Here is a 21,273-nt window from a genome sequence, read left to right on the forward strand (position 1 = left end):
AATTAAAATAATTATCCGTAATGTTTGTCGTAATATTTTTGGTAGTCACCCGATGTCACTCCGGTCAACCAAGCTTCATTCTCCAGGTACCAATCCACAGTCTTCTCAATACCGATCTCAAAGGTCAAACTTGGCTCCCATCCAAGCTCGGTCTTGATTTTGGAGGCATCGATGGCATAACGCAAGTCATGGCCTGCCCGATCCTTGACAAAGGTAATCAACTCGGCAGAAGTTCCTGGAGACCTACCAAGTTTCTTGTCCATAATTTCACAAAGCAAGCGAACGATATCGATATTTTTCCACTCGTTGAAACCGCCTATGTTATAAGTCTCATTGTCCTTACCTGTATGGAAAATATCATCAATGGCCCGGGCATGGTCTATTACAAACAACCAATCCCTGACATTTTCGCCCTTCCCATAAATTGGAAGAGGTCTGTTATTCTTGATATTATGGATACAGAGCGGTATCAGTTTTTCCGGAAATTGATTGGGCCCATAATTATTTGAACAGTTGGAAATAACCGTTCGAAGCTTGTAGGTGTTGGCATAGGCACGTACAAAATGGTCGGAACTGGCCTTTGATGCCGAATATGGGGATTGAGGGTCATAAGGAGTACTCTCCAGGAAAAATCCGCCGTCGTGTAGAGAACCATATACTTCATCGGTGGATATGTGATAGAAGAGGTGTTTTTCCTTATCAGGCCAGAAATTTTTTGCCACATTCAGCAAATTTACCGTTCCAATTACATTGGTATTTACAAATGCAAGCGGATCGGTGATGGATCTGTCTACATGTGACTCTGCAGCAAGATGAATGACGTCTGTAATTTGAAACTGGTTAAAAACTTTTTCCAAGGCTGATTCATTCTGAATGTCTACTTTGGAAAAATGGTAATTTTCCGCTTCCTCTATATCCGTTAGATTCAGTAGGTTTCCCGCATAGGTTAGGCTATCCAAGTTAATAATGCGGTATTCTGGATATTTGGTCACAAAAAGTCGAACCACATGTGACCCGATGAATCCGGCTCCGCCGGTAATTAAAATCGATTTCTTCATAGCTATTATTTTACATCCTAAACTTGGCAATTAATTTACTCAACCATCCCTTCTTGATTCTTTCTTCGTCCTCATAATAGTTTCCACTGTAACCGCTTTTTTTCATATATGAATAATTGTATCCGTATCCATAATTGTATCCCCCAAAATCATACGTATCCCCTCCGCCTTTAAGACCGTTGAATATCGCATAAAAATCCGTTATCTGGTCGCTGGCATAGAGGTCATTGATCATTAGGAGGTGATTGTGGTGGGTAAAGTCATACCGCACGATATACAAGTTGACATCCGAAAACCGCAGCATATCCATGGTTTCTGATACCAACCCCACGGGTGGGCAATCCATCACTATGATATCAAATTCCTTTTCCAAATGGGTAAATAACTCTCTCAGTTTATCCTTGAGCAATAATTCGGAGGGATTGGGAGGCACTGGCCCTGACGGAACGATATATAAATTTTCATATTTTGATTCCAATATAATATCCTCCATAGCATGTTTGTCAACCAAAAATGTGGAGAGACCCTTTTTGTTGGAAACCCCCAAGTAGGTGGATAATTTTGGCTTTCTTAAGTCCATCCCCATCAGGCAGGTTTTCTTTCCGCTTAGTGCCATGGCTGAAGCCACATTTATACTGATAAATGTCTTCCCCTCTCCTGAAATGCTGGATGTTACGAGTATATTTTTACATTTCTTTTCACTGGCGATGTAAAAGAGTGCGGACCTCAAGGAGCGGAATGATTCAGATGCCAATGCTCTGGGGTGTTCGGCTACTAGGAGATTGGTCTCCTTGTCACTATATCCAATGGTTCCCAGCAGGGGAATCTTCAGGATGTTTTTGAGCTGCACCTGATCCATGATCCTATTATTCAGGTAATGGAATATCAGCAGAAACCCGAAGGGAAGGAAAAAACCAAGACCCACAGCATAGGAATAGTTCTGCATTTTTTTTGGAAAAATAAGTACCCCCCGTTTGGCATAATCCACAATGGAATTGTCTGATATATTGGAGGCTTTGGCGATACCCGCTTCTGCCCGCTTTTCCAATAGGTAGGTGTATAGGTTTTCCCGTAATTTATATTCACGGAATATATTGGTATAAGTGGATTCCGCTTGGGGCAAATTCGAAAACTGCAGGTCAAAGGACCGGAGTTTCTCTACATTTTCCCGTTTTTTCGTCTCCGTGTTTTTAATCAGGTTTTCTATATTCTCAAACACATTATCCCGTAGCCTTTCCACCTGCTGATCCAAAACCTTAACATCCGGGTGGTTTTCGTTGACGATACTCAACAGTTTGCGCCTGTCCAGCGATAAGGTCACTAAATTTTGTATGAGTCCATTAAGCAACCCATCATTAATCCCTACCACCGAAGGTGCCACCACCTCCTCGTAACTTTCACCTTTCCGCTCCAGGTACTCCCGAAGGGAATTATAATAAGAAAGCTCAAACTCTATCGCCTGGATATTTTCTTCCAATGCCCGTATATTGTTCAGCACACCACCAAATTCGGCATTCACATCCAGTAATTTATTGCTAACCTTGAAGTTCTGCATCCTTCTTTCCACCGAATTCAGCGAGTCCTCCACGATATACAGTTGCTCGTCTATAAATCGCAGTGCGTTTTCGGAAATTTGGTTTTTTTCCCTAAGGTCATATTCCAAAAACGAATCCATGAGTGCATTGACGTAATCACTCCCCTTATCTACTACCTTGGTAACGGTGCTTACTTCCAGAACTGTTCCATAATTGATCAAAGGACGCACCTGCACGTTCCCAGCATATTGTTCCACCAAGGTATTTGGGTGGTGCATGATGAACCCGACCTCGTCTCCAATCCGGGAAGAATTCGTTAAATGTACTGTAAATTTCGCTTTGGCGCCTGTGACTTCTTCTCCAAAGCGATGCACTCCGTTAAAAATATCCACCTCGGAATAGTCAGGTTGGACTCCAAAATTCAACCATTCCAAGAAATGTTTCTCCTGCCTTCCAATAATATATTCTTCCTCTGATAGAATTTCAAGACTCATTCTCCTTCCCTCAAGCTGAGGGTAATCCCAATCCACCTCAATGTGGATCGGCGAGTTTTTATACATCTCGATTTCCTTAATGTTGGTTGCGGCCAAATAGGTGACATCAAAATGTACCTTCTTTAGCGCTTCGGCAGCGAGATTTTTGGACGTAAACAACAGGATGTCATTAGTCAGGTTTTCACTTCCGGTGAAAATATTTGACCGGTCGAGCACCCTGACTTCCGGAGAAGCATTCCTCTTTATCATCACACTCCCCTTCACCTCAAACCGCTCTACGGTATAACGGTGAAACAGAAACACAGCAATCAACCCAATAGTGATGAAAAGAGCATATAAAGGCCAGTACCTCGAGTACTTTATGATATAGTACTTGATATCAATGGGTTTTTCCTGCTCCTCAAATTTTGATAAATCCAGATTCTCCATAATTAAAAAATCCCTGAGGTGACACCGTAAATAAATAAAATTGCGGTAAGTATGGAGATGCCGAGTTGCAACGAGGCCGATAAACTATCTCCGGATCCAATTTGCCTAATTTGCATGGGCTGAAGGTAAAGAATATCGTTGTTCTGTATGAAATAAAACGGCGAGGCCAACAGGTGCCGGTCGTTTAGGTTTATTTGATGGATTCTTACACCCCCATCATATTGTCTTATAATGAAGAGCTCGTTTTTTTTGGCTAGGATATTTGATTCCCCGGACATGGCCAGTGCATCAAATATCGTAGCCCGATTTTTCAAAATCACTTTTGTCCCTGTACTTGTAAATTCCCCTAAAGCTGTAAAGCGTATTCCGCCTATACGCACCCGCACATCTACTTCTTCTTTAAAATAGGAATTAATGGCCAGTTGAATGGTGTCTCTTGCTTCCTTCTCCGTCAAACCGGAAAGCTGCACCAAGCCCAATTTAGGTATACGAACATTACCGTCTTTGTCCAAGGAATATCCGGAAAAATAAAACACATCCATAGCACCTCCCATGCCACCGCCCCCCATTCGGGCGTTGTTTGCCCCTTTATATTCAAAAGCCTTCAAGAGATCCTCGTTGCTTGATGCAAAGTCAATATCAACGATATCAAAGGGCTGCAACACATATTCATAATCGACCTCAGCATAGGGGATAAATTCCTCCAGTTCAATGGGGACCTCTCCCGGAAGATTCTGCAGGTAGTTTATCCGCCTGTTGCTTACGCAGGAAGAAAGGTAAATTACCACAAAAATCACTAGCACATTTCTCATGTATAATCTTTCCAAAGCTATCTGTGACAGACCAAAATTAACCAAATCTAACAGTAAAGAAAATTAACGTTATTTTATAATTTATTTATTTTTCCCTTCATCCCAAAGTCTGTAATATTCCTTGAGTATTAACTGATGCATGGATTTTCTGTCAAATTTTTCCCTGACCTCCTTATTTAATTTCTCCGCATATTCCTGCATCAGCTCCCTCTTGATATATGCAAATTCCATGGCCTCCCGGAGCGCGGCCACATTTTTAACCGGGTAGACCAGACCGGTTTTCTTATGGCTGATGATTTCTGTGTTTCCCGGAATGTCTGAGCAGATAATCGGACAAGAAATCGCCCCTGCTTCAAGCAGCACGTTTGGAAATCCCTCCCTGTGAGACGGGTGGATTAGTACATCTGAAATTGCCATGTAGTAGGCTACGTGATCTGTCCACTCAACATGAACGATTCGGGGGTGGTCTTTTATTCGGTTGATAGTCTGATTCGAAACGGGATTTAGGTCTTGTTCAAAGGAGCCTAAAAGTACGAGCTTAGCCTTGTTGTTTATTTTAGAACTCAAGTAAGCTTCAATCAAATCCTCTACTCCCTTGTCTTTGACCAACCTGCCCACTACCAGCATGACAAATTCTTCATCACCAGGTGCCACCCGCATGGTAGCTGCCACCAAGTGGTTTTCTTGAAGTTGATACCTGTCATACTGATCCAAATCGACTCCGTTGGAAGAGCCGTGACCGATGACAGTCACCTTATTCGGTTCCACTAATTTCTCATCTATAATCAGTTGCCTCAACGAAGACGCATTTGGCCAGACTTCCTTGGCCAGACTATAGGTTAATTTCTCCAAAAACACCAACAGACGCTGCTTATTGCCCTCGACTGCCTGGTAGGGCAATCCTGCAAGAGTGTGAATCCGAATATCTATACCTGCCAAGCGGGCTGCCAACATAGACAACAAACCAGCCTTTGGGGTGTGTGAATGAACGATATCCGGGTTTTCCCTTCGAAACAGTTTATAAAGGTGCCATAGACATTTCAAATCCTGAACCGGTGTGAATTTTCGGGTAAATGGGATTTCCTCGTGGAGACATCCCTCATATTTGACAACCTGATCCCTCTCCTTACCTGGCGCACTCACCATCAAGACTTCCCAGCCTGCAGATTTCATGAATTTCATCTGCCCGCGAAGGAGGAGTTTTAAAGAAAGTGGAACAGTTGTAATCCGGATTAGTTTTGGCATGTAGCTGTTAAACGTTAAAAAGTCAAAGATATGACTAAATTAGAAAATTATACACATTTCCTATTCAAAGCTATCGCCAGATAGTATCCGAACCGTGCCGCCATGTCGGAGGACTTCAACTCTTTCTACCTCTAATCCCAAATAGACCTTCCTGCTCGACTGGGACAGAAACCCGGAACCAACATAAAACTCAACTTTCCTTATCCTTCCATCGGTATAGCGGATTAGAGCAGACAAATCGGAAGGATTGGGTTCGAAAAATTTTCCTTCGGAATTTTGAACTTCAAAAAGTTTCAGCTTCCCTCTGTTTTGTGAGGCTATTACCGTGGGCTTGTTGGCAGGATCCGACAGGGTCACCAAAGCTTTTGCGTCTCCAAAAACGGCAAACCCACTTTTTGCGGAACCTATCGCCTCAAAATTACCGGCTCCGTCACCTTTGAGCCAGAGCCCGGTCAGGGCATCAAGCCGTCCGGAAAACACTTCATTCCCATAATCATTTCCCACCAGCAGTGCATCCAAGTGTCCGTCCCCATCGACATCCATGGAGATCATGCCGTAAATGGGGGCCACCTGCGCCAAGCGGGGCAACTCTTTCCAGGCAAAGGTGCCATCGCCCAAGTTTTCCAGGTACACACTGGCCATTTGATTGGCCTCTAGCACCAATGCTCCATCAAGTTCCTCAGAGGTGAAGATTTCCTCCTTTCCGGCTCTTCCATAACTTTTAAAATTATGAAATTTTCTTCGGAAAATAGGACTCTGACCATACAAATCTTCCCAAAAATGAACCGGATAAGGTCTAAAGGCTAACTTCTCATCTTTAAAATAGGAAAAAATGACAGGATCCACACTCTGATTTTTGTCAAAATCCTTGGCATAAAGTGTAAGTGGGTGCTCCTGCGTCACCCGATAAAAATTATTCAATCCCCAATTGCCTATCAGATAGTCCGTATCACCATCTCCGTCAAAGTCTCCCGCAGTAATACCATTCCACCATCCTGTCATCCCCTGCAGTCCCGTATCGGTCGCTTTTATTAAGGAATCTCCGGTATTTCTAAAAAAAGTGATTTCCATAAATTCCCCCACCACCAGAAGGTCCACCCTTCCATCGCCGTCATAATCTGTCCACAGGGCATCAGTCACCATGCCAATCCTATGCAATTCGGGAGCTACGTCAAGTGTGACATCTACAAACTTACCCTCCTTGTTTTTTAAAACCCTGTTTTCCCCTGGCATTGGATATTGACCCTGCTCCGAACGGCCTCCTACAAATAGATCCAACCAACCGTCCCCATCCATATCTGCTGCCCTGACCACGGTCCCGCTATTGGGATTGAAGGGCAGGGCAGTTGTGTCCAATGAAAAATTGCCTTTTCCGTCATTCCATAAAATTCTGTCCTGATAGACGGATTCTCCCGGCGCATATTCATTACTTCCGCTTACGGCATATAAGTCCAGGTCACCGTCATTGTCAAAGTCAGCTAATAAAAGCCCCATATCCTCCGGCACACTCTCTTCCCGATCCCCCAGCTCATGGGAATAAAAGGTACCACCTGGTTTTTGAAATAAAATAGTTTGTGGATATCCGGCGGAGCCTCCAACAAGCAAATCTTCCATTCCATCCCCATTAATATCTCCTACAGCAAGTCCAGGACCATATTGGGAAAGCTTGTGGGGCAGTGTCCGCTGAAGGTTAAAATCAATCCGGTCCCTTTCCTGATGCAGATAATCCACTCCTTTTTCCTCCGTAACATCCAATAGAACATTGGGAGCTTCTACCAATCCAAATGAGGGCCCTTTCAAAGTATCCGGGGAGGCAGCTGATATATCCAATTCCAATACCTGATTGACAGGTATATCCCTAAGGACTTGTCTTCTCCCCTCCTGCCAACGCACTTCCAAGGATGCTACCTTGTCCGCAGTCCCAACACCAAAGTGAACTACTTCTTCTACCGTGGACATATATCCCCTTGCCAGATGGTTCTGGTGGTATTGATATGAGTTTTCGTCTACCTGCATCCAGATTTTGGCTCCCAGACCTTGGGGGTTTTCAGCGGTCCCTTTCAGCCGGATTCTTACATAATTATTCCCATCGTTTTCCAACGGGTTCAGTTGGTTTTCAAAGACAAATGCCTCCCCATTTATGTTGTTGACCACATAATCCAGATCTCCATCTAAATCTAAATCCACAAAAACGGCCCCGTTAGAAAAGGAAGGATGGTCGATACCCCAGGCTGCACTTACATTTTCAAAGGAAAGATTTCCCATATTTCGAAAGGCGTAATTGGGGATTTTTACAATGGGTATGGAGTCCAAGAGAATTGTGGGAGATGCAGTTGCACCCATATCCGCTCTGAAATTGGTAAAATCCTTATCCGTAATATCGCGGGGATACCCGTTGGTTACCATCAAATCCCTCCTACCATCATTGTCCATGTCCACCAATAATGGAGACCAACTCCAGTCCGTCTGAAAAACGCCCGCCATATGCCCTATTTCACTGAACGGAACCCCCATACCGTTGTTCAGGTGAAGCATGTTCCGCACATACTGGTATTCATAGCCCCATGCCTCATTGTTCACGTAGGTTTGATAGGAGTTTTTACTGATGGTAGTCTTCATCCGGTAATTGGTCTCGGCCAGCATATCCAAGGTGATTAGGTCAAAAAGCCCGTCATTGTTGATATCCCCCACATCCACGCCCATCGAAAAGTAACTTTGATGCCGGATATAATCGGTAATCCGGTTAGTAAATGTCCCGTTCTGGTTGTTAATGTATAGGATATCGTTGGACAGGTAGTCATTGCTGACATAAATATCCGGCCATCCGTCCTCATTGAAGTCCGCAATGGCTACGCCTAGGCCATACCCCTCAATAAGAATACCGGCCTCGTCACTTACATCGGTAAATGTCCCGTCACCGTTGTTATTATAGAGGCGGTCATTGTTCCCTGCTGTTCCGTCGGTGATTTTATCCCTGTATACGCCCGGAAGGGAGGTAACCAAAAGATTATTCAGTACATACAAGTCTAGGAGACCATCGTTATCAAAATCGAGGAAGACCGCTGACATGCTATACCCTTTTTCCGCTATACCATATTTCTCTGCCTGTTCTTCAAAAACTGGAATGCAGTCCTTGTTCACTCCTTGGTTTACAAATAACATATTTGCCCGACTTAGGGAGTCCTTCTTCATAGCTGCACACACATACAGGTCCATCAGCCCGTCCCTATTTACATCCACCACGGTTACGCCAGTGCTCCATTTCCCTATGGCTTTGATTCCAGCCTGTTCAGATACATCCTCAAAAGTCAGGTTTCCCCTATTCAGATAAAGTTTGTTGGGCACTTCATTACCGGAAAAAAATAGATCCGGCAAACCGTCATTATTGAAATCCCCAACAGCAACTCCTCCGCCGTTAAAGATAAATTCTTCCGTCAGTATATTTACCGAATCGGATTCGGTGATGTCGTTGCTAAAGGTGATGTTGGTATGGCTGGCGGGCAAAAGCCTGAAGAGCTTTTCTTCGGGTGTTGAACAGGAAAAAAGAGCAATTAAGGCAGCTACAGGGATAGATTTGAAAAAAACATAAAGGTTTCCGAAGCGGCGCATAGCAACTGGTTAGTATCTCTTAAACTGGTCAAATAGGCTGATATACAAATATAAGGGATTTGTAGGATTTTTCGCAACCCGCCAACTCCTGACCCGGTTCACGAAAAAAGGGGCAGGAAATAATTCCTGCCCCTTTGGTTAAATTAACGCTGTTGGAGTTCTATTCAAATGCTGGATCCTGCACCAAAGTAGGAGATCCGTCTCTAAAAGATCTTTCGATAGCCTCCAAGGGCACCGGGAAGTATTCATGAACGCCTTTTACAAATTGTGCATTGGCTAAGTATGTTCTCTTGGTACGCTCCACTTGCAGGTAAGGAGTCATGACTTCCGCTGCCACACCCCAACGCTGCAAATCAAAGAAACGATGGCCTTCCATGGCAAACTCAAGTCGATTCTCCATTCTGACAGCCTTGCGGGCAACATCCGCATCGGTCCATGGCGCATCATAGGTATTGATAACGTAGTTAGCTGCCGGCTCTCCGTCGATAACAGTAAAACTGTTTCGTTCAGCTCCTTGGGTGGCCCTTGGAACAAAACCAGCAGGATTTGCCGCACGGGTTCTGATCATATTTACCAGTGTTCTAGCTCTCTCCAGGTTTCCCAACTCTACCTCACATTCAGCGAGCCAAAGAATAACCATCCCAAGCCTCATGATTCGGTAGTTATTGGCAGAAAGTCGGGGGTTTGCGCCGATGCCGAAAAATGCTGGTTCGGCAATATGCTTTTTCGGTGAATAAGGTCCTGCGTATGCCTGATCCCGGATAAAATCCCGGTTATGGATTTTGTACCCTTTGAACAAGATCCCTCTCCTTCCCACGGTATGATCCAACCGGGGATCCAAAGGACCTTGATAAGGAGTATAGGGGGCATTTAATGCAATGCCCTGATCGTTGGTGACGTCACTGGCATTGAACGTATCCAATAATGGAAGTCCATCTGCACTCGTTTTATATGCGTTAACCAAATTTTGGGAAGGCTGATAAAACCCGCAGCATCCCCAAGGATCAGTATAGGGGTAGTTAAGAGTGGTCCCCTCATTGGCGGCCGCAGTTGTGGCACTGGAAATGGAGAATTGAATCTCGAAAATGGACTCTTCGTTGTTTCTTCTGCCTACTAGGAAGTTCTCTTCAAAGGTGGGAGTTAAGTCAAACCCTCCATTGTCTAAGATATCTTCCAGAACTACCTTTGCTTCCTGTAGCTTGGCAGTATTGGCTGCGCCAGTATTTTGATCCCAGCCCTGAAACATTTTAGCTTTTGCCAAAAAGGCCTTTGCTGCCCAGTTTGTCGGTCTTCCGACTTGTGCCTGAACATCAGGAAGTACATTCGCAGCAGCTTCAAAATCGGCCTCGATGTCAGCCCATATTTCCCTGTCATTAGGCACCTTACTGCTTTCCAAATCACCCAATACAAACGTTGCATCATCTATATAGGGTGCTTTTCGCCACATTTTACGCGCTTCAAAATGAAAGAAACCCCTTAAAAATCTGGCTTCAGCAACAATCTGAGCTCTTCGTTCGTCAGATACATCATCGGCTTCCTTTAGGGTGTTCAGTGCGTCATTGGCACGGGCCACACCTTTATATACTGCCCTCCATTTATTTCGAAGGTGGAGATTAGTTGCCTGAAAATCAAATGTTTCTAAAAAGGACTGCTCAGGCTGATCTCCGGCATCCGTACCTTTATAGGCATCGTCGGAGACTACGCCACCGTACACCCAATTGTCAATGGTGCCGTTCCACCCGGATTGGCCATCCAGACCATACCCATCTATCATCGCATAGGCTCCCAATAGAACACCTTCAACACCTTGAGCATTTTCTAAGCCTACGGTACTGAACTGTCCCAAAGGAATAGTTTCCAGGAATTCTTCACTGCAGGAAAAGGTCGTCGCACCTAACAATAAGCCTGCCGCAGATAATTTTAAATATATACTTTTCATCTTTTTGCTAAATTTAAAGTTAGAATGTCACATTTAATCCCAAAATCAGGTTTCTGGAAACCGGCATATAACCTCCATCAAATCCGATGGTATTGTTGCTGCCTGTCTGAATTTCCGGGTTGGTTCCAGTATAATTTGTCAGGGTAAACAGGTTTTGACCCTGGAAATATACTGATGCCCGACTCATTCCAATTCGATTCAGCATGGGTTGGGTTAAGCTGTAGGTTAGCTGTAAATTTCGCAATCTGAAATAAGATCCATCCTCGATGAAATAAGTTGAAGGTCTACTGCTAATTTGATCATTGGCATCCATAATTGGAAGAGTTCCTCCAGTATTGGTAGGTTGCCAAGCGTCATACAATGCTGCTTTGGACTTATTTCCCTGGAAGGTGTTGAAATCTGTCCAGTAATTGATATAATTGAATATGTCATTACCTACGGAACCATTTCCAAATAGGGTCAAATCCCAGTTTTTATAGCCCACGTTAACATTTACCCCATAGATAAAATCCGGGTGTGGGTTGCCAATAATTGTTCGATCCGCATCGGTGATCACTCCGTCACCGTTTACATCTTCTACTTTAAATTTTCCAATCGCATTGTATGTGCCATAAGGAGGGTGGGCTGCTACTTCCTCCTGAGTCTGGAAAATTCCAAGATTTCGGTATCCGAAAAAGGATGATATCGGAAAGCCCGACTGCGTGATAGTCACAGATGGAACCCGCGTAGAAGCACCGAAGAGCACGTTGTCCTCATTTTCAGCTAGATTGTCTACATTATTTCGGTACATGGAATAATTCGCGGAAACGCTCAAGCGAAGATCTCCTCCCAGAAACGCTTCATCATATCCCAAATTTAGGTCCAATCCCTTATTGGTCATCTGACCGATATTGGAGAATGGCGCAGTGGCATCTCCATGTCCGTAATTGATTGGGATCTGGAATAACATATCAGTAGTCTTCCTGTTCCACAAGTCAAATTCGAAGAAGAATTTTCCGTCTAAAAACTCCGCATCCAACCCTATATTGTTGGAAGTTGTAGCTTCCCACCTAGCATTGGCGTTTCCGAATCTAGCGGCGTCAAATCCCAACGCAGGTGTGGATGAAGAACCATCTATCGGATAACCGGAATTGAAGATATTGGATCGGTATGTGGTGTAGGCATTGTAGTCCCCAATTAGCTGGTTACCGGTTTTTCCCCATCCATACCGCAGTTTCATGTCAGATACAAAAGGTAACGCATTGGCTACTGCCGCTTCATCTGATAATCTCCATCCCAAACTAAATGCGGGGAAGGTTGCATTTCTTGAAGCTTGCAAGAACCTGGAGGAGGCATCATTTCTAAGAATGAACTGTACCAGATATTTTCCATCATACGAATAGTTTATCTTTCCAAATTGGGAATAAAGGCGGTAATCACTGGTGACTCTTCCAAAATTCGTGGCAGTATTTGGATCTCCCAGATCCAAGTAACTTATAATAGGTGTCGTTTCAAACGCAAACCGCTGCCGTGCGGCTCCAAATATTTCTCCAAATTCTTTGATTGCTTCTACACCCAAATAAGCATCTACCGTATGGACATCATCAAACGTCTTGTTGTAACTTATGGTGTTGGTCCACACCCACTGATAGGAATATTCATTTTCCGCTGTAGAAGTGTTTACAAAATTTCCCTCCACATATTCTGGCTGCGGACGGCCAATAAATAGACCTCTTCGGTTGTTTCCGTCAAGACCAAAACTGGTTTTGACCTCTATATCGTCTGTGATTTGGTAACCGGCATATACATTACCAAAGGCTCTTAACGACAAGTTTCGGTTGTCTTGGGCTCTGGACAATACTGCTACACCGTTGAAGTTGTTGCCGAGATTAGCTCCCCTACTTCCAGCAAAGTTGCCCATGATATCATAGACAGGCAGCAAAGGATGCTGTAGGGATGCACTAAACACTGCATTTTGTTCCGCATTGTTTCCCGCACTACCGTTTCCAAAACCTCCCTTTCGGTTACCAATCGTTACGGACAGGTTTTCTCCGATAGTCAATTTGTTGTTCAGGGCCTTGAATTCCGTATTCGCCCGGATGGAATATCGCTCGTAACCTATATCCTTTACAATACCTTCTTGATTGAAGTAGTTCAATGACAGCGCATAGCGACCGTTTTCTGTCCCTCCACTGGCTGTAACCTGGTAACTTTGGATGGGTGCGGAGCGTGTACTTTCTTTCCACCAATCGGTATCAGAAGCCCTAGTGATTGGATAAATATTACCAGGTTCCAACGCATATAAGGCTGGATTGACTCCCGGATCCCCTTCCATAGCACCGCTTGGGAATACATAATCCGGTATACCTACTTCACCGTTGGGTCCCCAAGTGTATTGACCATGGGTAAGATCTCTGCCTGCGTAGCTGTTTGCAAGGTATAAATACCTTCCCAACTCTTCCGCATTTAAAGGATCCGGACCTCTTTCAGCCGTTTGTGAACCATAAAATGCGTCAAAAGATATGGTCGGTTTTCCTACTTTTCCTCTTTTGGTGGTAACAATGATTACCCCATTTGCAGCCCGTGACCCATAAATGGAGGCTGCAGAGGCATCCTTCAAAATCTGGATGGACTCAATGTCATTGGGATTCAAATTGCCTTGATTCTGGGTGGGTACACCGTCAATGACATAAAGCGGGTCGTTGTTGTTGATGGTTCCGAAACCTCTGATACGAACCGTAGCACCACCGCCTGGAGTCGCGTCATTTACAACGGTCACCCCGGCTGCCCTTCCCTGCAATTGCTGGGCGAAAGTAGTGGCTGGAATGGCCAAAAGGTCATCTGCGTCTACCGAAGTCACGGCACCGGTTATCTCCCTTCGCGACTGTGCACCGTAACCGGTAATGATTACTTCGTCCAAACCACTTACAGCCTGGTTCAAATTCACATTGACGCTGCTACGAGTCCCAACTATCTCTTCCAAACTCTCATATCCCAAAAAAGAGAATACAAGTACGGATTCGTTACCTGGTACATTGACCCGATACATCCCGTCAATATCGGTGACCGTACCTGTTGAGGTACCTTTTACTAAAATGGCCGCTCCCGGCAATGGATCTCCAAATTCATCGGAAACCACCCCTGTGATCTCACGCTGTTGAGCCATGAGCCAGGTTCCCTGAAAGAGAAGTATCAGGAGTAAAACATGAAATTTTTTGTAAATTCTTAACATATGCAATTGTGGGTTTTAGTTATTGATTAATTAGGCTAATAGGTTAATGGGTTATTGGTTGATAAATTAATTTTTAATTCGTAATTCGTAATACGTAATTTTTAATACAGGAAGATCATTGAAAGGTCAATTTTTGAAGTTGTAATCTAAATAATGCCGGAAAACCTGTAGCAGGTTGGAAAATTATAATTTCTTAGCAAAAAGGTCCGACAAATAGTTCTGAGGAAAGTAATTGTTTTAACCATATCATTTTGGGTTTAATATTAAATTAAAAACTCGAAAAATTATTTATTGTTTTTTTTAAATATGCATTTCCTGACTTCAATTATAGCTATTTTCTTTAAGAGAAAAAATAAATGCACCAATTTAATCAATAAATAGATGAAAATTGAGGATCAAAGCTGATTTTACGACTACAAAAAAAGCCTTCCCCCATTGATCGGAGAAGGCTTTTTCTATTGTTGAATTAGGTTAGATTCTATTCATTGGCAGAACCAATGGCATGTACCTGGAATCCTATGTCTCTCAGTTTTTGTTTGTCAAGTATATTTCTCCCGTCAAACACGTGCGCAGGCTTTAGCATGTTGTCATAGATCCGCTGCCAATCATACGTCTTGAACTCATCCCATTCCGTCATCAGGGCGATGGCGTGTGCCCCTTTTGCCGCTTCGTAGGGATCCTTCACTATCTCAACATATTTCCGGTTTTCATCTGAGGAACGCGAGTTCAAATAATCCATATCGGCATATACCTGCTCTGCCTTCACTTTTGGATCGTACACCGAAATATGGGCTTGCTCGTATAATAACAGATCCGCAACATAAATGGCAGCGGACTCCCTAGTATCGTTGGTGTCTTTTTTAAAGGCCCAACCCAAGAAAGTTATTTTCTTGCCGCTAACCGTATTGTATAGATTTTTGATGATTTTTTTTGCAAACCTCCGTTTTTGGTGGTCATTCATGATAATGACCTGCTCCCAGTAGTCCGCGACCTCGTTGAGTCCATAGCTTCTGGAGATATATACCAGATTTAGGATATCCTTTTGGAAGCAGGAACCGCCGAAACCCACAGAAGCTTTGAGAAACTTCGGCCCAATTCGGCTATCCGTACCGATGGCACGCGACACTTCATTGATATCCGCTTCAGTAAATTCACACAACTCAGACAGCGCGTTGATGGACGACACCCGCTGGGCGAGAAATGCGTTGGCGGTAAGTTTAGATAATTCGGACGACCATACATTTGTGGTCAAGATACGATCTTTGGGGACCCAGTGGGCGTATATGTCCACCAATGCCTGTATGGCTCGTTTGCCATCCTCGGTCTGGCCCCCACCTATAAGCACCCGGTCCGGGGCAAAAAGATCTTCCACGGCCGTTCCCTCTGCCAAAAACTCCGGATTGGAAAGAATTTGGAAATTCACCCCGCTTCCGGTATGGTCAAGAATTGATTTAAGCGTGCTTGCTGTCCTTACGGGAAGCGTTGATTTTTCAACAACAATTTTATCCGTTGTAGCGACCCGCGCAATTTGGCGAGCGCAGAGTTCTATCCATTTCAGGTCAGCCGCCTGGCCTTTTCCTTCACCGTAGGTTTTTGTAGGCGTATTGACGGAAATAAAAACCATGTCCGCTTCATCAATGGCCCGGTCAACATCTGTTGAAAAAAATAAGTTTCTACCCCTGGCTTCCGCAACCACTTCTCCAAGACCCGGCTCATATACCGGGATATTGTCCATATTTTTGTCATTCCATGCTGCTATCCTAGCCTCATTTATATCGACTACCGTAACCTTTATCTCCGGACATTTTTTTGCTATCACAGCCATTGTAGGTCCACCTACATATCCCGCTCCAATACAACAAATAGACTTGATTTTCATTTGCGATTACTTTTATAATATTTAAAACTGGGTAAAGTGAATTTATCAAAATTAAATTTTGGGCAGCGGGCATTTTGAAAAACTGCAAAATAATCAATTATTATGCCCTGTCCTGTATTAAAGTTAAATTTCGCTCAAAAATACGGTTTTCAATCAATTATAAAAAAAATAAAGGAAATTAAGCGGTTTTAGAAGTAGAAAATCATAAAAGCCGAAATCACACAAAAAAGAAATCTCTGCCAATAGCTAAAATCGGTTTGAATCCTTTGTATTCGATATATATAAACATACATTAAATAATCTTTTTTCAAGATTATTAAAATTAGCTTGGTAATTCTAGCGACCTCAATATTTCCAAATCTCCGCAAAAAAATGAAGATTGTGCAAATAAAACAGACGGTTTCTTTACCAATTTGCAAAAAAGAAGAATAAAATTGCAAATAATAAAAAAAAATACTTTGCGAAGGCTTGCATAAATATAAGGAATCTGTTTATCTTTGAAAGGTCATCGGTAAACTCAGAACAATGCAAACCCAATTAATACCTGGGAATTCTTTCAACCACCGAACGATCTAATAGTAAGTAGCCATGCAAAGAACTTTTACCAACACACTGGAAAAAAATGATTATTTAAAAGAATTTGAACAATCATTTTTTCTCAATGATCTTCCACTCACTTATTACAGTACCACGCACAATTCGGCCAAGCAGGTAGTCGATGTAGTTATTTCCATTTTCGTGTTGACGTTTTTGTTTTCGTGGATATATCCACTTCTCTATGTATTTATAAAAATGGAATCCAAAGGTCCGGTTTTTTTCAAACAACTGCGACACGGAAAGGACAACGTACCCTTCTATTGTTTGAAGTTTCGTACGATGGTAATAAATAATGAGGCTGACTCCAGGCAAGCCTCTAAAAATGACCCACGGGTTACAAAAATCGGAGCTTTTCTGCGTAAAACTAGCCTTGATGAATTGCCACAAATTTTGAATGTACTCCGTGGAGAAATGTCTATCGTAGGACCCAGACCTCATCCGTTGATGCTTAACGAACGATTTTCCAAGGAAATTAATAACCTAATGTGCCGGCATCTAGTAAAGCCGGGGATCACTGGCCTCGCTCAGGCAAAAGGATTCCGTGGTGAAACCAGCACCTATTATGATATGAGTGCTAGATGTAAGTTGGATCTGTTCTATGTAAGAAACTGGTCTTTTTGGCTTGATACAAAAATCATAATCTGGACCATTTTGGCACTGTTAAGAAATAGGAATAACGTTTATTAATAAAAGGGTTAGTTCTAAAGCACAAAAAAAGCAACCAATACTGTTTAGTATGGTTGCTTTTTTGTTTGACCCGATTTTCAGTATAATTAAAAAACTAATAAGCCTATCCTACAACTCCCTGCAGAGATTCTCACCTACTTTCAGTCACTACTTCGCTCTCAAAAGCTATCAATTGATTTAATTTTTGTTCAAACCGGTCTAAAATAGAAGGTTTACTTAAATATGATTCCGCGTATCTTCTGGCATTATACCGAATAGAGGACGTATCATTGGTTAATGCAAAATCAATTTTGGCGACAAATTCCTCCAAATTTTCCGGATTTACCAATATCCCCATATCGTGTTCGTCGATCACATCGAACAGTGTCGTTTCTGGCAATGCCGTGACTATTGCACATCCCCCTGAAGCCAAAATCCCCGTGAGTTTGGATGGCATAACCAAATCTGATGCTTCTTTTTTTTGTAGCACAAGATGAATATCAGGAGTAGCTAATAAGGATGGAAGATCTTCATAGGGTTGTAATGGGAAAAATAATATATTATCAAGATTCTCCACACTGACCAGATCTACCAATCGGGATTTCGCTCCCCCATTACCGACAATAATAAATTTGATTTCCCGCTGGGATAGAAATCTTTTAGCGGCGTCAATAATTATTTCAAGTCCCTGCTTTTCCCCTAAATTTCCGGAATACATGACTACTTTGTCTGTCTCCTTCAATCCAAACCTTTTACGAAGAGATTGAAATTCGGGTAATGGTCTGATAAAACCCACGTCCACCCAATTGGGAAACAAGAACTGTTTCCGTAACTTTATTCCCTTACCCTTGATTTTCCTTTCCATTCCCTTGCTTATGGTTGTAACCAAATCGCTCTTTCGGAAAAAATACTTCTCCAGCCGGAACATCACCTTCAGTAAGGTCTGGTTTTTTATCATTCCCAGGTCATTAACCACATCCACCTGCAAATCCTGTACATGGCTGATCATTTTGGCCCCTTTGAGGTATTTGTAGGCTAACGGGTACACACTCAAATGAAAGGGGGGATTAATGCCCATAACCACATCGAACTTTTTTTCAAACAATAGCTTTACCCAAACGGGAAAAATGCTTGCCAGAAAGGAAAATTCGTGGATTATTTTCTTGGAAGCCACCGGATCGTTCGGGACATACAGTGGACATCTGGTAACTGTGACATTTTCGATGGTTTCATTTATCCACCACTTGTTTTTATAACGGGGTTCAACCTTCCATTGGGGGTAAAAAGGCTTGGCGGTAACAACGTGCACATCATGGCCCTGACTGGCAAGCCACGCAGACATCTCTCCGGTGTATTTTCCGATGCCGGTTAAATCTGGATAGTAGTGAATTCCGAAAATGAGTATTCGCACCTAAATTCTATTTATTGAAAAATTGATTTTTAAAGATTATATTTATATTTATTCGCCTACTTTATTTTGAACTTGTATGTTGCTGTTTTAAAAAGTAAATCATACTTACCTGCATGTGAAGTGAACTAAACGAATTATCCCGAGGGGCCACCCCTATTTCAGTGTAATCAACCTGCCACTGGTAATTGAATGATCTGTTCATCATCAATTTGGAACTAAGCAAAAACTGATCCCATCGCCTATCTAACAGGACTCCAATTCCCATATCCACCCAAGGTTTTCGGTTATATTTCCATAGATCGGCTGTAGTATAGAAATCGGGGTTGTTATCCAACCGTTCAAAAATCAACCCAACTTTATTTTGGTCTTCAACGAGCGCCACTTCCAACATCTGTATATTGCTTCCCATTCCAATTCCCACACCCATGGGCTGATCCCAATTGGTGAAGCCTCCCATAGCTTCATTCGTATGCCACGGGGTATTGGCAATCGCACGGGTATAGATATCCAAGGATTGCTTCTGATGGGTCAACTCTCCACGCACTTGTACAAACCGTTCACGTTCCAGCGGAATAAGTTTAGTAAAACCAAGTAGATAGGCTCGGGCATGTGCAGGATTAAGGATAAAATCTCTCCAGTTCAGCGCGTGATCCCTGCGGCCGAACTCCCCATAAAACTCAAAATTTCCAGCGGGGATTGCATATCGGAAAAACACTGTAATTTGTTGATCTCTTCCCCTGTCCGATTCGCCGATAAGGTCGGAACCTACCGACTCCTTGGTAATTCCCCAAAAAACGGGTAAAATATCTATAAAACCTGTGGCAAGGGAATCGGAAAAAACTTGAACGGTTCGGGATGCGCCAACATGTAACCCTTTTAACCACTTAGGTTGAACGGTAATATTTAACGCATTTAAATACCTGTCATTATTTCTTCTTGGCCGATGGTATTGCTGATTTAAGGAGGAAATTTGCGACACAGGATATCTCTTCGTGTTAAGTAGTCCGGAGAGGAGTTGCATTTCCACTTGACCGAAAAACGTTTTTGCGGGTTTGTGGGTATTAAATGTTAAATGTGGAAAGCCGGGGGCATTGTTGGAGAATGTAAGTGAATTCCACTGACCCGGACCCCACCAAATATTGTGGGTGGCAACACCCAGCTCAAAAGCACCATATTGCAGCGTGGCTTTGGACTGCCCAAAACCGGCACGGGTATAGGCCCCATCGCCGAATCGTTCCGGTGAGTCGCCCCTATTCCATTGCTGGAAACGGATCATTTCTGCTCGCGGGAAAGGCAATCCTGAATATCCTTGATAAGGTGAATTTTGAGCGACATTAAACTCAGGCTGAAATAGAATATGCACGTATTTAGATTTCACTTCCACTCCACCTGAAAGATAAAGTTGCCCTCCTTTTCCGGGAATCATCCCTTGGGGACTTTGCCAGTAGGGTTTCTTTGTATTATAGATGACAGCACCTCTGATTGGGGTAGGTCTAACTGCCCATTCCCCTTTCTCAATGTCTGCAAATTCCCTGTCATATTCATCCACAGCAAAGAGAGTCGGCCTAATCAAAAAGGATGCTTCTGAGGAATCCGGGGAAAAAAGTTGGTTTCTTCGAAGCTGCTCTTCCATAACCGGAAAACCCGCGGGGACCTGTTGGGCCTGCGAATAAACAGGGAACACAAGAAAAAAGCACCACAAAAGGCAAACTGAATGACGCATAGTCAAGGCACCGATTATAATCATTAAGTTCGGTGAAGCTAAATTAATATAGAAATAAATTATAAGCTAATTTTCAAACGAAATACGGGCAAATGGCAAAAAGTCTATTTCCATCTCGTGCCCACTTTTATGGCTGGATTCCCCCTAAAAACTCCATTACTTTCCAAATTCACTGTGACAACAGAACCAGCCGTAATAACACTGTCTGTTCCCACAACGACATTAGGACCTACAAAACAGCTTGCACCTACCCATGCGCCGTCGTTTAGGGTGATTGGGCCGTTCCGGTAGGACATCGCAGGATCTCTAAAATCATGGTTGCCTCCGCATAGAAAACTCCGTTGGCTGATACATACATTATTTCCAATTATTAAAGGTTCAAAATTAAGCAAGAAGGCTTCTTCTCCAATCCATACATGGTCTCCGATAACAAGTTTCCAGGGAAAGTGAATATTGACTCGCGGCTTTATGATAACTCCATTACCAATATGAGCACCAAACAAACGAAGTAATCCAGCCTTTAAAAAATTCGGGAAAGGAAAGGCCGTAAGAAAGAAAATCATTTTGAAAAAATACCAAGTAATTTCAACAAATTTGGAGGCGCCACGCTCTAACTTGTACTTTGCATCAAATTTTTTAAGACGTACTCTGGATATCATAGAATT

12 protein-coding genes are annotated in these 21,273 nt (G+C 43.1%); 1 reads left to right on the forward strand and 11 read right to left on the reverse strand.

All coding sequences use genetic code 11. The annotated features are described in order from the left end of the window. Nucleotides 1-11: 11 nt before the first annotated feature. The 8 genes from rfbB to FQ608_RS04860 form a co-directional block, all read right to left on the reverse strand. Nucleotides 12-1,058, reverse strand: coding sequence for a dTDP-glucose 4,6-dehydratase (gene rfbB / locus FQ608_RS04825; RefSeq protein WP_158856654.1), 1,047 nt, complete (start codon nt 1,056-1,058; stop codon nt 12-14). Nucleotides 1,059-1,068: 10 nt separating this feature from the next. Next, on the reverse strand, nt 1,069-3,516 hold the full coding sequence (locus FQ608_RS04830; RefSeq protein ID WP_158856655.1) for a GumC family protein: 2,448 nt from the start codon (nt 3,514-3,516) through the stop codon (nt 1,069-1,071). Nucleotides 3,517-3,518: 2 nt separating this feature from the next. Beyond that, a complete protein-coding gene (locus FQ608_RS04835) occupies nt 3,519-4,328 on the reverse strand; it encodes a polysaccharide biosynthesis/export family protein (protein ID WP_158856656.1) in 810 nt (269 codons plus the stop codon). 81 nt (nt 4,329-4,409) lie between these two features. Continuing rightward, nucleotides 4,410-5,573, reverse strand: a complete 1,164-nt coding sequence (locus FQ608_RS04840; protein ID WP_158856657.1) for a glycosyltransferase family 4 protein — start codon at nt 5,571-5,573, stop codon at nt 4,410-4,412. Between the two features lie 60 nt (nt 5,574-5,633). Next, complete coding sequence (locus tag FQ608_RS04845) at nt 5,634-9,182, reverse strand: FG-GAP-like repeat-containing protein (RefSeq protein WP_158856658.1); 3,549 nt, start codon at nt 9,180-9,182, stop codon at nt 5,634-5,636. Nucleotides 9,183-9,342: 160 nt separating this feature from the next. After that, nucleotides 9,343-11,121, reverse strand: coding sequence for a RagB/SusD family nutrient uptake outer membrane protein (locus FQ608_RS04850; RefSeq protein WP_158856659.1), 1,779 nt, complete (start codon nt 11,119-11,121; stop codon nt 9,343-9,345). Between the two features lie 19 nt (nt 11,122-11,140). Beyond that, entirely contained in the window at nt 11,141-14,332 is a 3,192-nt protein-coding gene (locus FQ608_RS04855; protein WP_158856660.1) for a SusC/RagA family TonB-linked outer membrane protein, read from the reverse strand. A gap of 478 nt (nt 14,333-14,810) precedes the next feature. Beyond that, complete coding sequence (locus tag FQ608_RS04860; RefSeq protein WP_158856661.1) at nt 14,811-16,211, reverse strand: UDP-glucose 6-dehydrogenase; 1,401 nt, start codon at nt 16,209-16,211, stop codon at nt 14,811-14,813. 588 nt (nt 16,212-16,799) lie between these two features. On the opposite strand from FQ608_RS04860, the gene FQ608_RS04865 reads away from it, so the two are divergent. Further along, nucleotides 16,800-17,495 (forward strand): sugar transferase, encoded by a 696-nt coding sequence (locus FQ608_RS04865; protein ID WP_158856662.1) that lies wholly within the window; start codon nt 16,800-16,802, stop codon nt 17,493-17,495. A gap of 130 nt (nt 17,496-17,625) precedes the next feature. Here FQ608_RS04865 and FQ608_RS04870 read toward each other — a convergent pair whose 3' ends face one another. The 3 genes from FQ608_RS04870 to FQ608_RS04880 form a co-directional block, all read right to left on the reverse strand. Beyond that, nucleotides 17,626-18,885, reverse strand: a complete 1,260-nt coding sequence (locus FQ608_RS04870) for a WcaI family glycosyltransferase (protein WP_158856663.1) — start codon at nt 18,883-18,885, stop codon at nt 17,626-17,628. A gap of 61 nt (nt 18,886-18,946) precedes the next feature. Beyond that, nucleotides 18,947-20,608 carry a capsule assembly Wzi family protein gene (locus FQ608_RS04875; RefSeq protein ID WP_158856664.1) on the reverse strand — a complete coding sequence of 554 codons (1,662 nt, stop codon included), beginning with the start codon at nt 20,606-20,608 and terminating at the stop codon, nt 18,947-18,949. A gap of 104 nt (nt 20,609-20,712) precedes the next feature. After that, entirely contained in the window at nt 20,713-21,267 is a 555-nt protein-coding gene (locus tag FQ608_RS04880) for a WcaF family extracellular polysaccharide biosynthesis acetyltransferase (protein ID WP_158856665.1), read from the reverse strand. Between the last annotated feature and the right edge of the window lie 6 nt (nt 21,268-21,273).

The sequence above is a fragment of the Lunatibacter salilacus genome (assembly GCF_009797935.1).
GTDB lineage: Bacteria > Bacteroidota > Bacteroidia > Cytophagales > Cyclobacteriaceae > Lunatibacter > Lunatibacter salilacus.

Excerpts from the sequence above, each read along its gene's own strand:
- FQ608_RS04850 (WP_158856659.1), bottom strand. The coding sequence starts at position 11,121 with ATGAAAAGTATATATTTAAAATTATCTGCGGCAGGCTTATTGTTAGGT.
- FQ608_RS04875 (WP_158856664.1), bottom strand. The coding sequence starts at position 20,608 with ATGCGTCATTCAGTTTGCCTTTTGTGGTGCTTTTTTCTTGTGTTCCCT.
- FQ608_RS04865 (WP_158856662.1), top strand. The coding sequence starts at position 16,800 with ATGCAAAGAACTTTTACCAACACACTGGAAAAAAATGATTATTTAAAA.
- FQ608_RS04855 (WP_158856660.1), bottom strand. The coding sequence starts at position 14,332 with ATGTTAAGAATTTACAAAAAATTTCATGTTTTACTCCTGATACTTCTC.
- FQ608_RS04840 (WP_158856657.1), bottom strand. The coding sequence starts at position 5,573 with ATGCCAAAACTAATCCGGATTACAACTGTTCCACTTTCTTTAAAACTC.
- FQ608_RS04880 (WP_158856665.1), bottom strand. The coding sequence starts at position 21,267 with ATGATATCCAGAGTACGTCTTAAAAAATTTGATGCAAAGTACAAGTTA.
- FQ608_RS04845 (WP_158856658.1), bottom strand. The coding sequence starts at position 9,182 with ATGCGCCGCTTCGGAAACCTTTATGTTTTTTTCAAATCTATCCCTGTA.
- FQ608_RS04835 (WP_158856656.1), bottom strand. The coding sequence starts at position 4,328 with ATGAGAAATGTGCTAGTGATTTTTGTGGTAATTTACCTTTCTTCCTGC.
- FQ608_RS04830 (WP_158856655.1), bottom strand. The coding sequence starts at position 3,516 with ATGGAGAATCTGGATTTATCAAAATTTGAGGAGCAGGAAAAACCCATT.
- rfbB (WP_158856654.1), bottom strand. The coding sequence starts at position 1,058 with ATGAAGAAATCGATTTTAATTACCGGCGGAGCCGGATTCATCGGGTCA.
- FQ608_RS04860 (WP_158856661.1), bottom strand. The coding sequence starts at position 16,211 with ATGAAAATCAAGTCTATTTGTTGTATTGGAGCGGGATATGTAGGTGGA.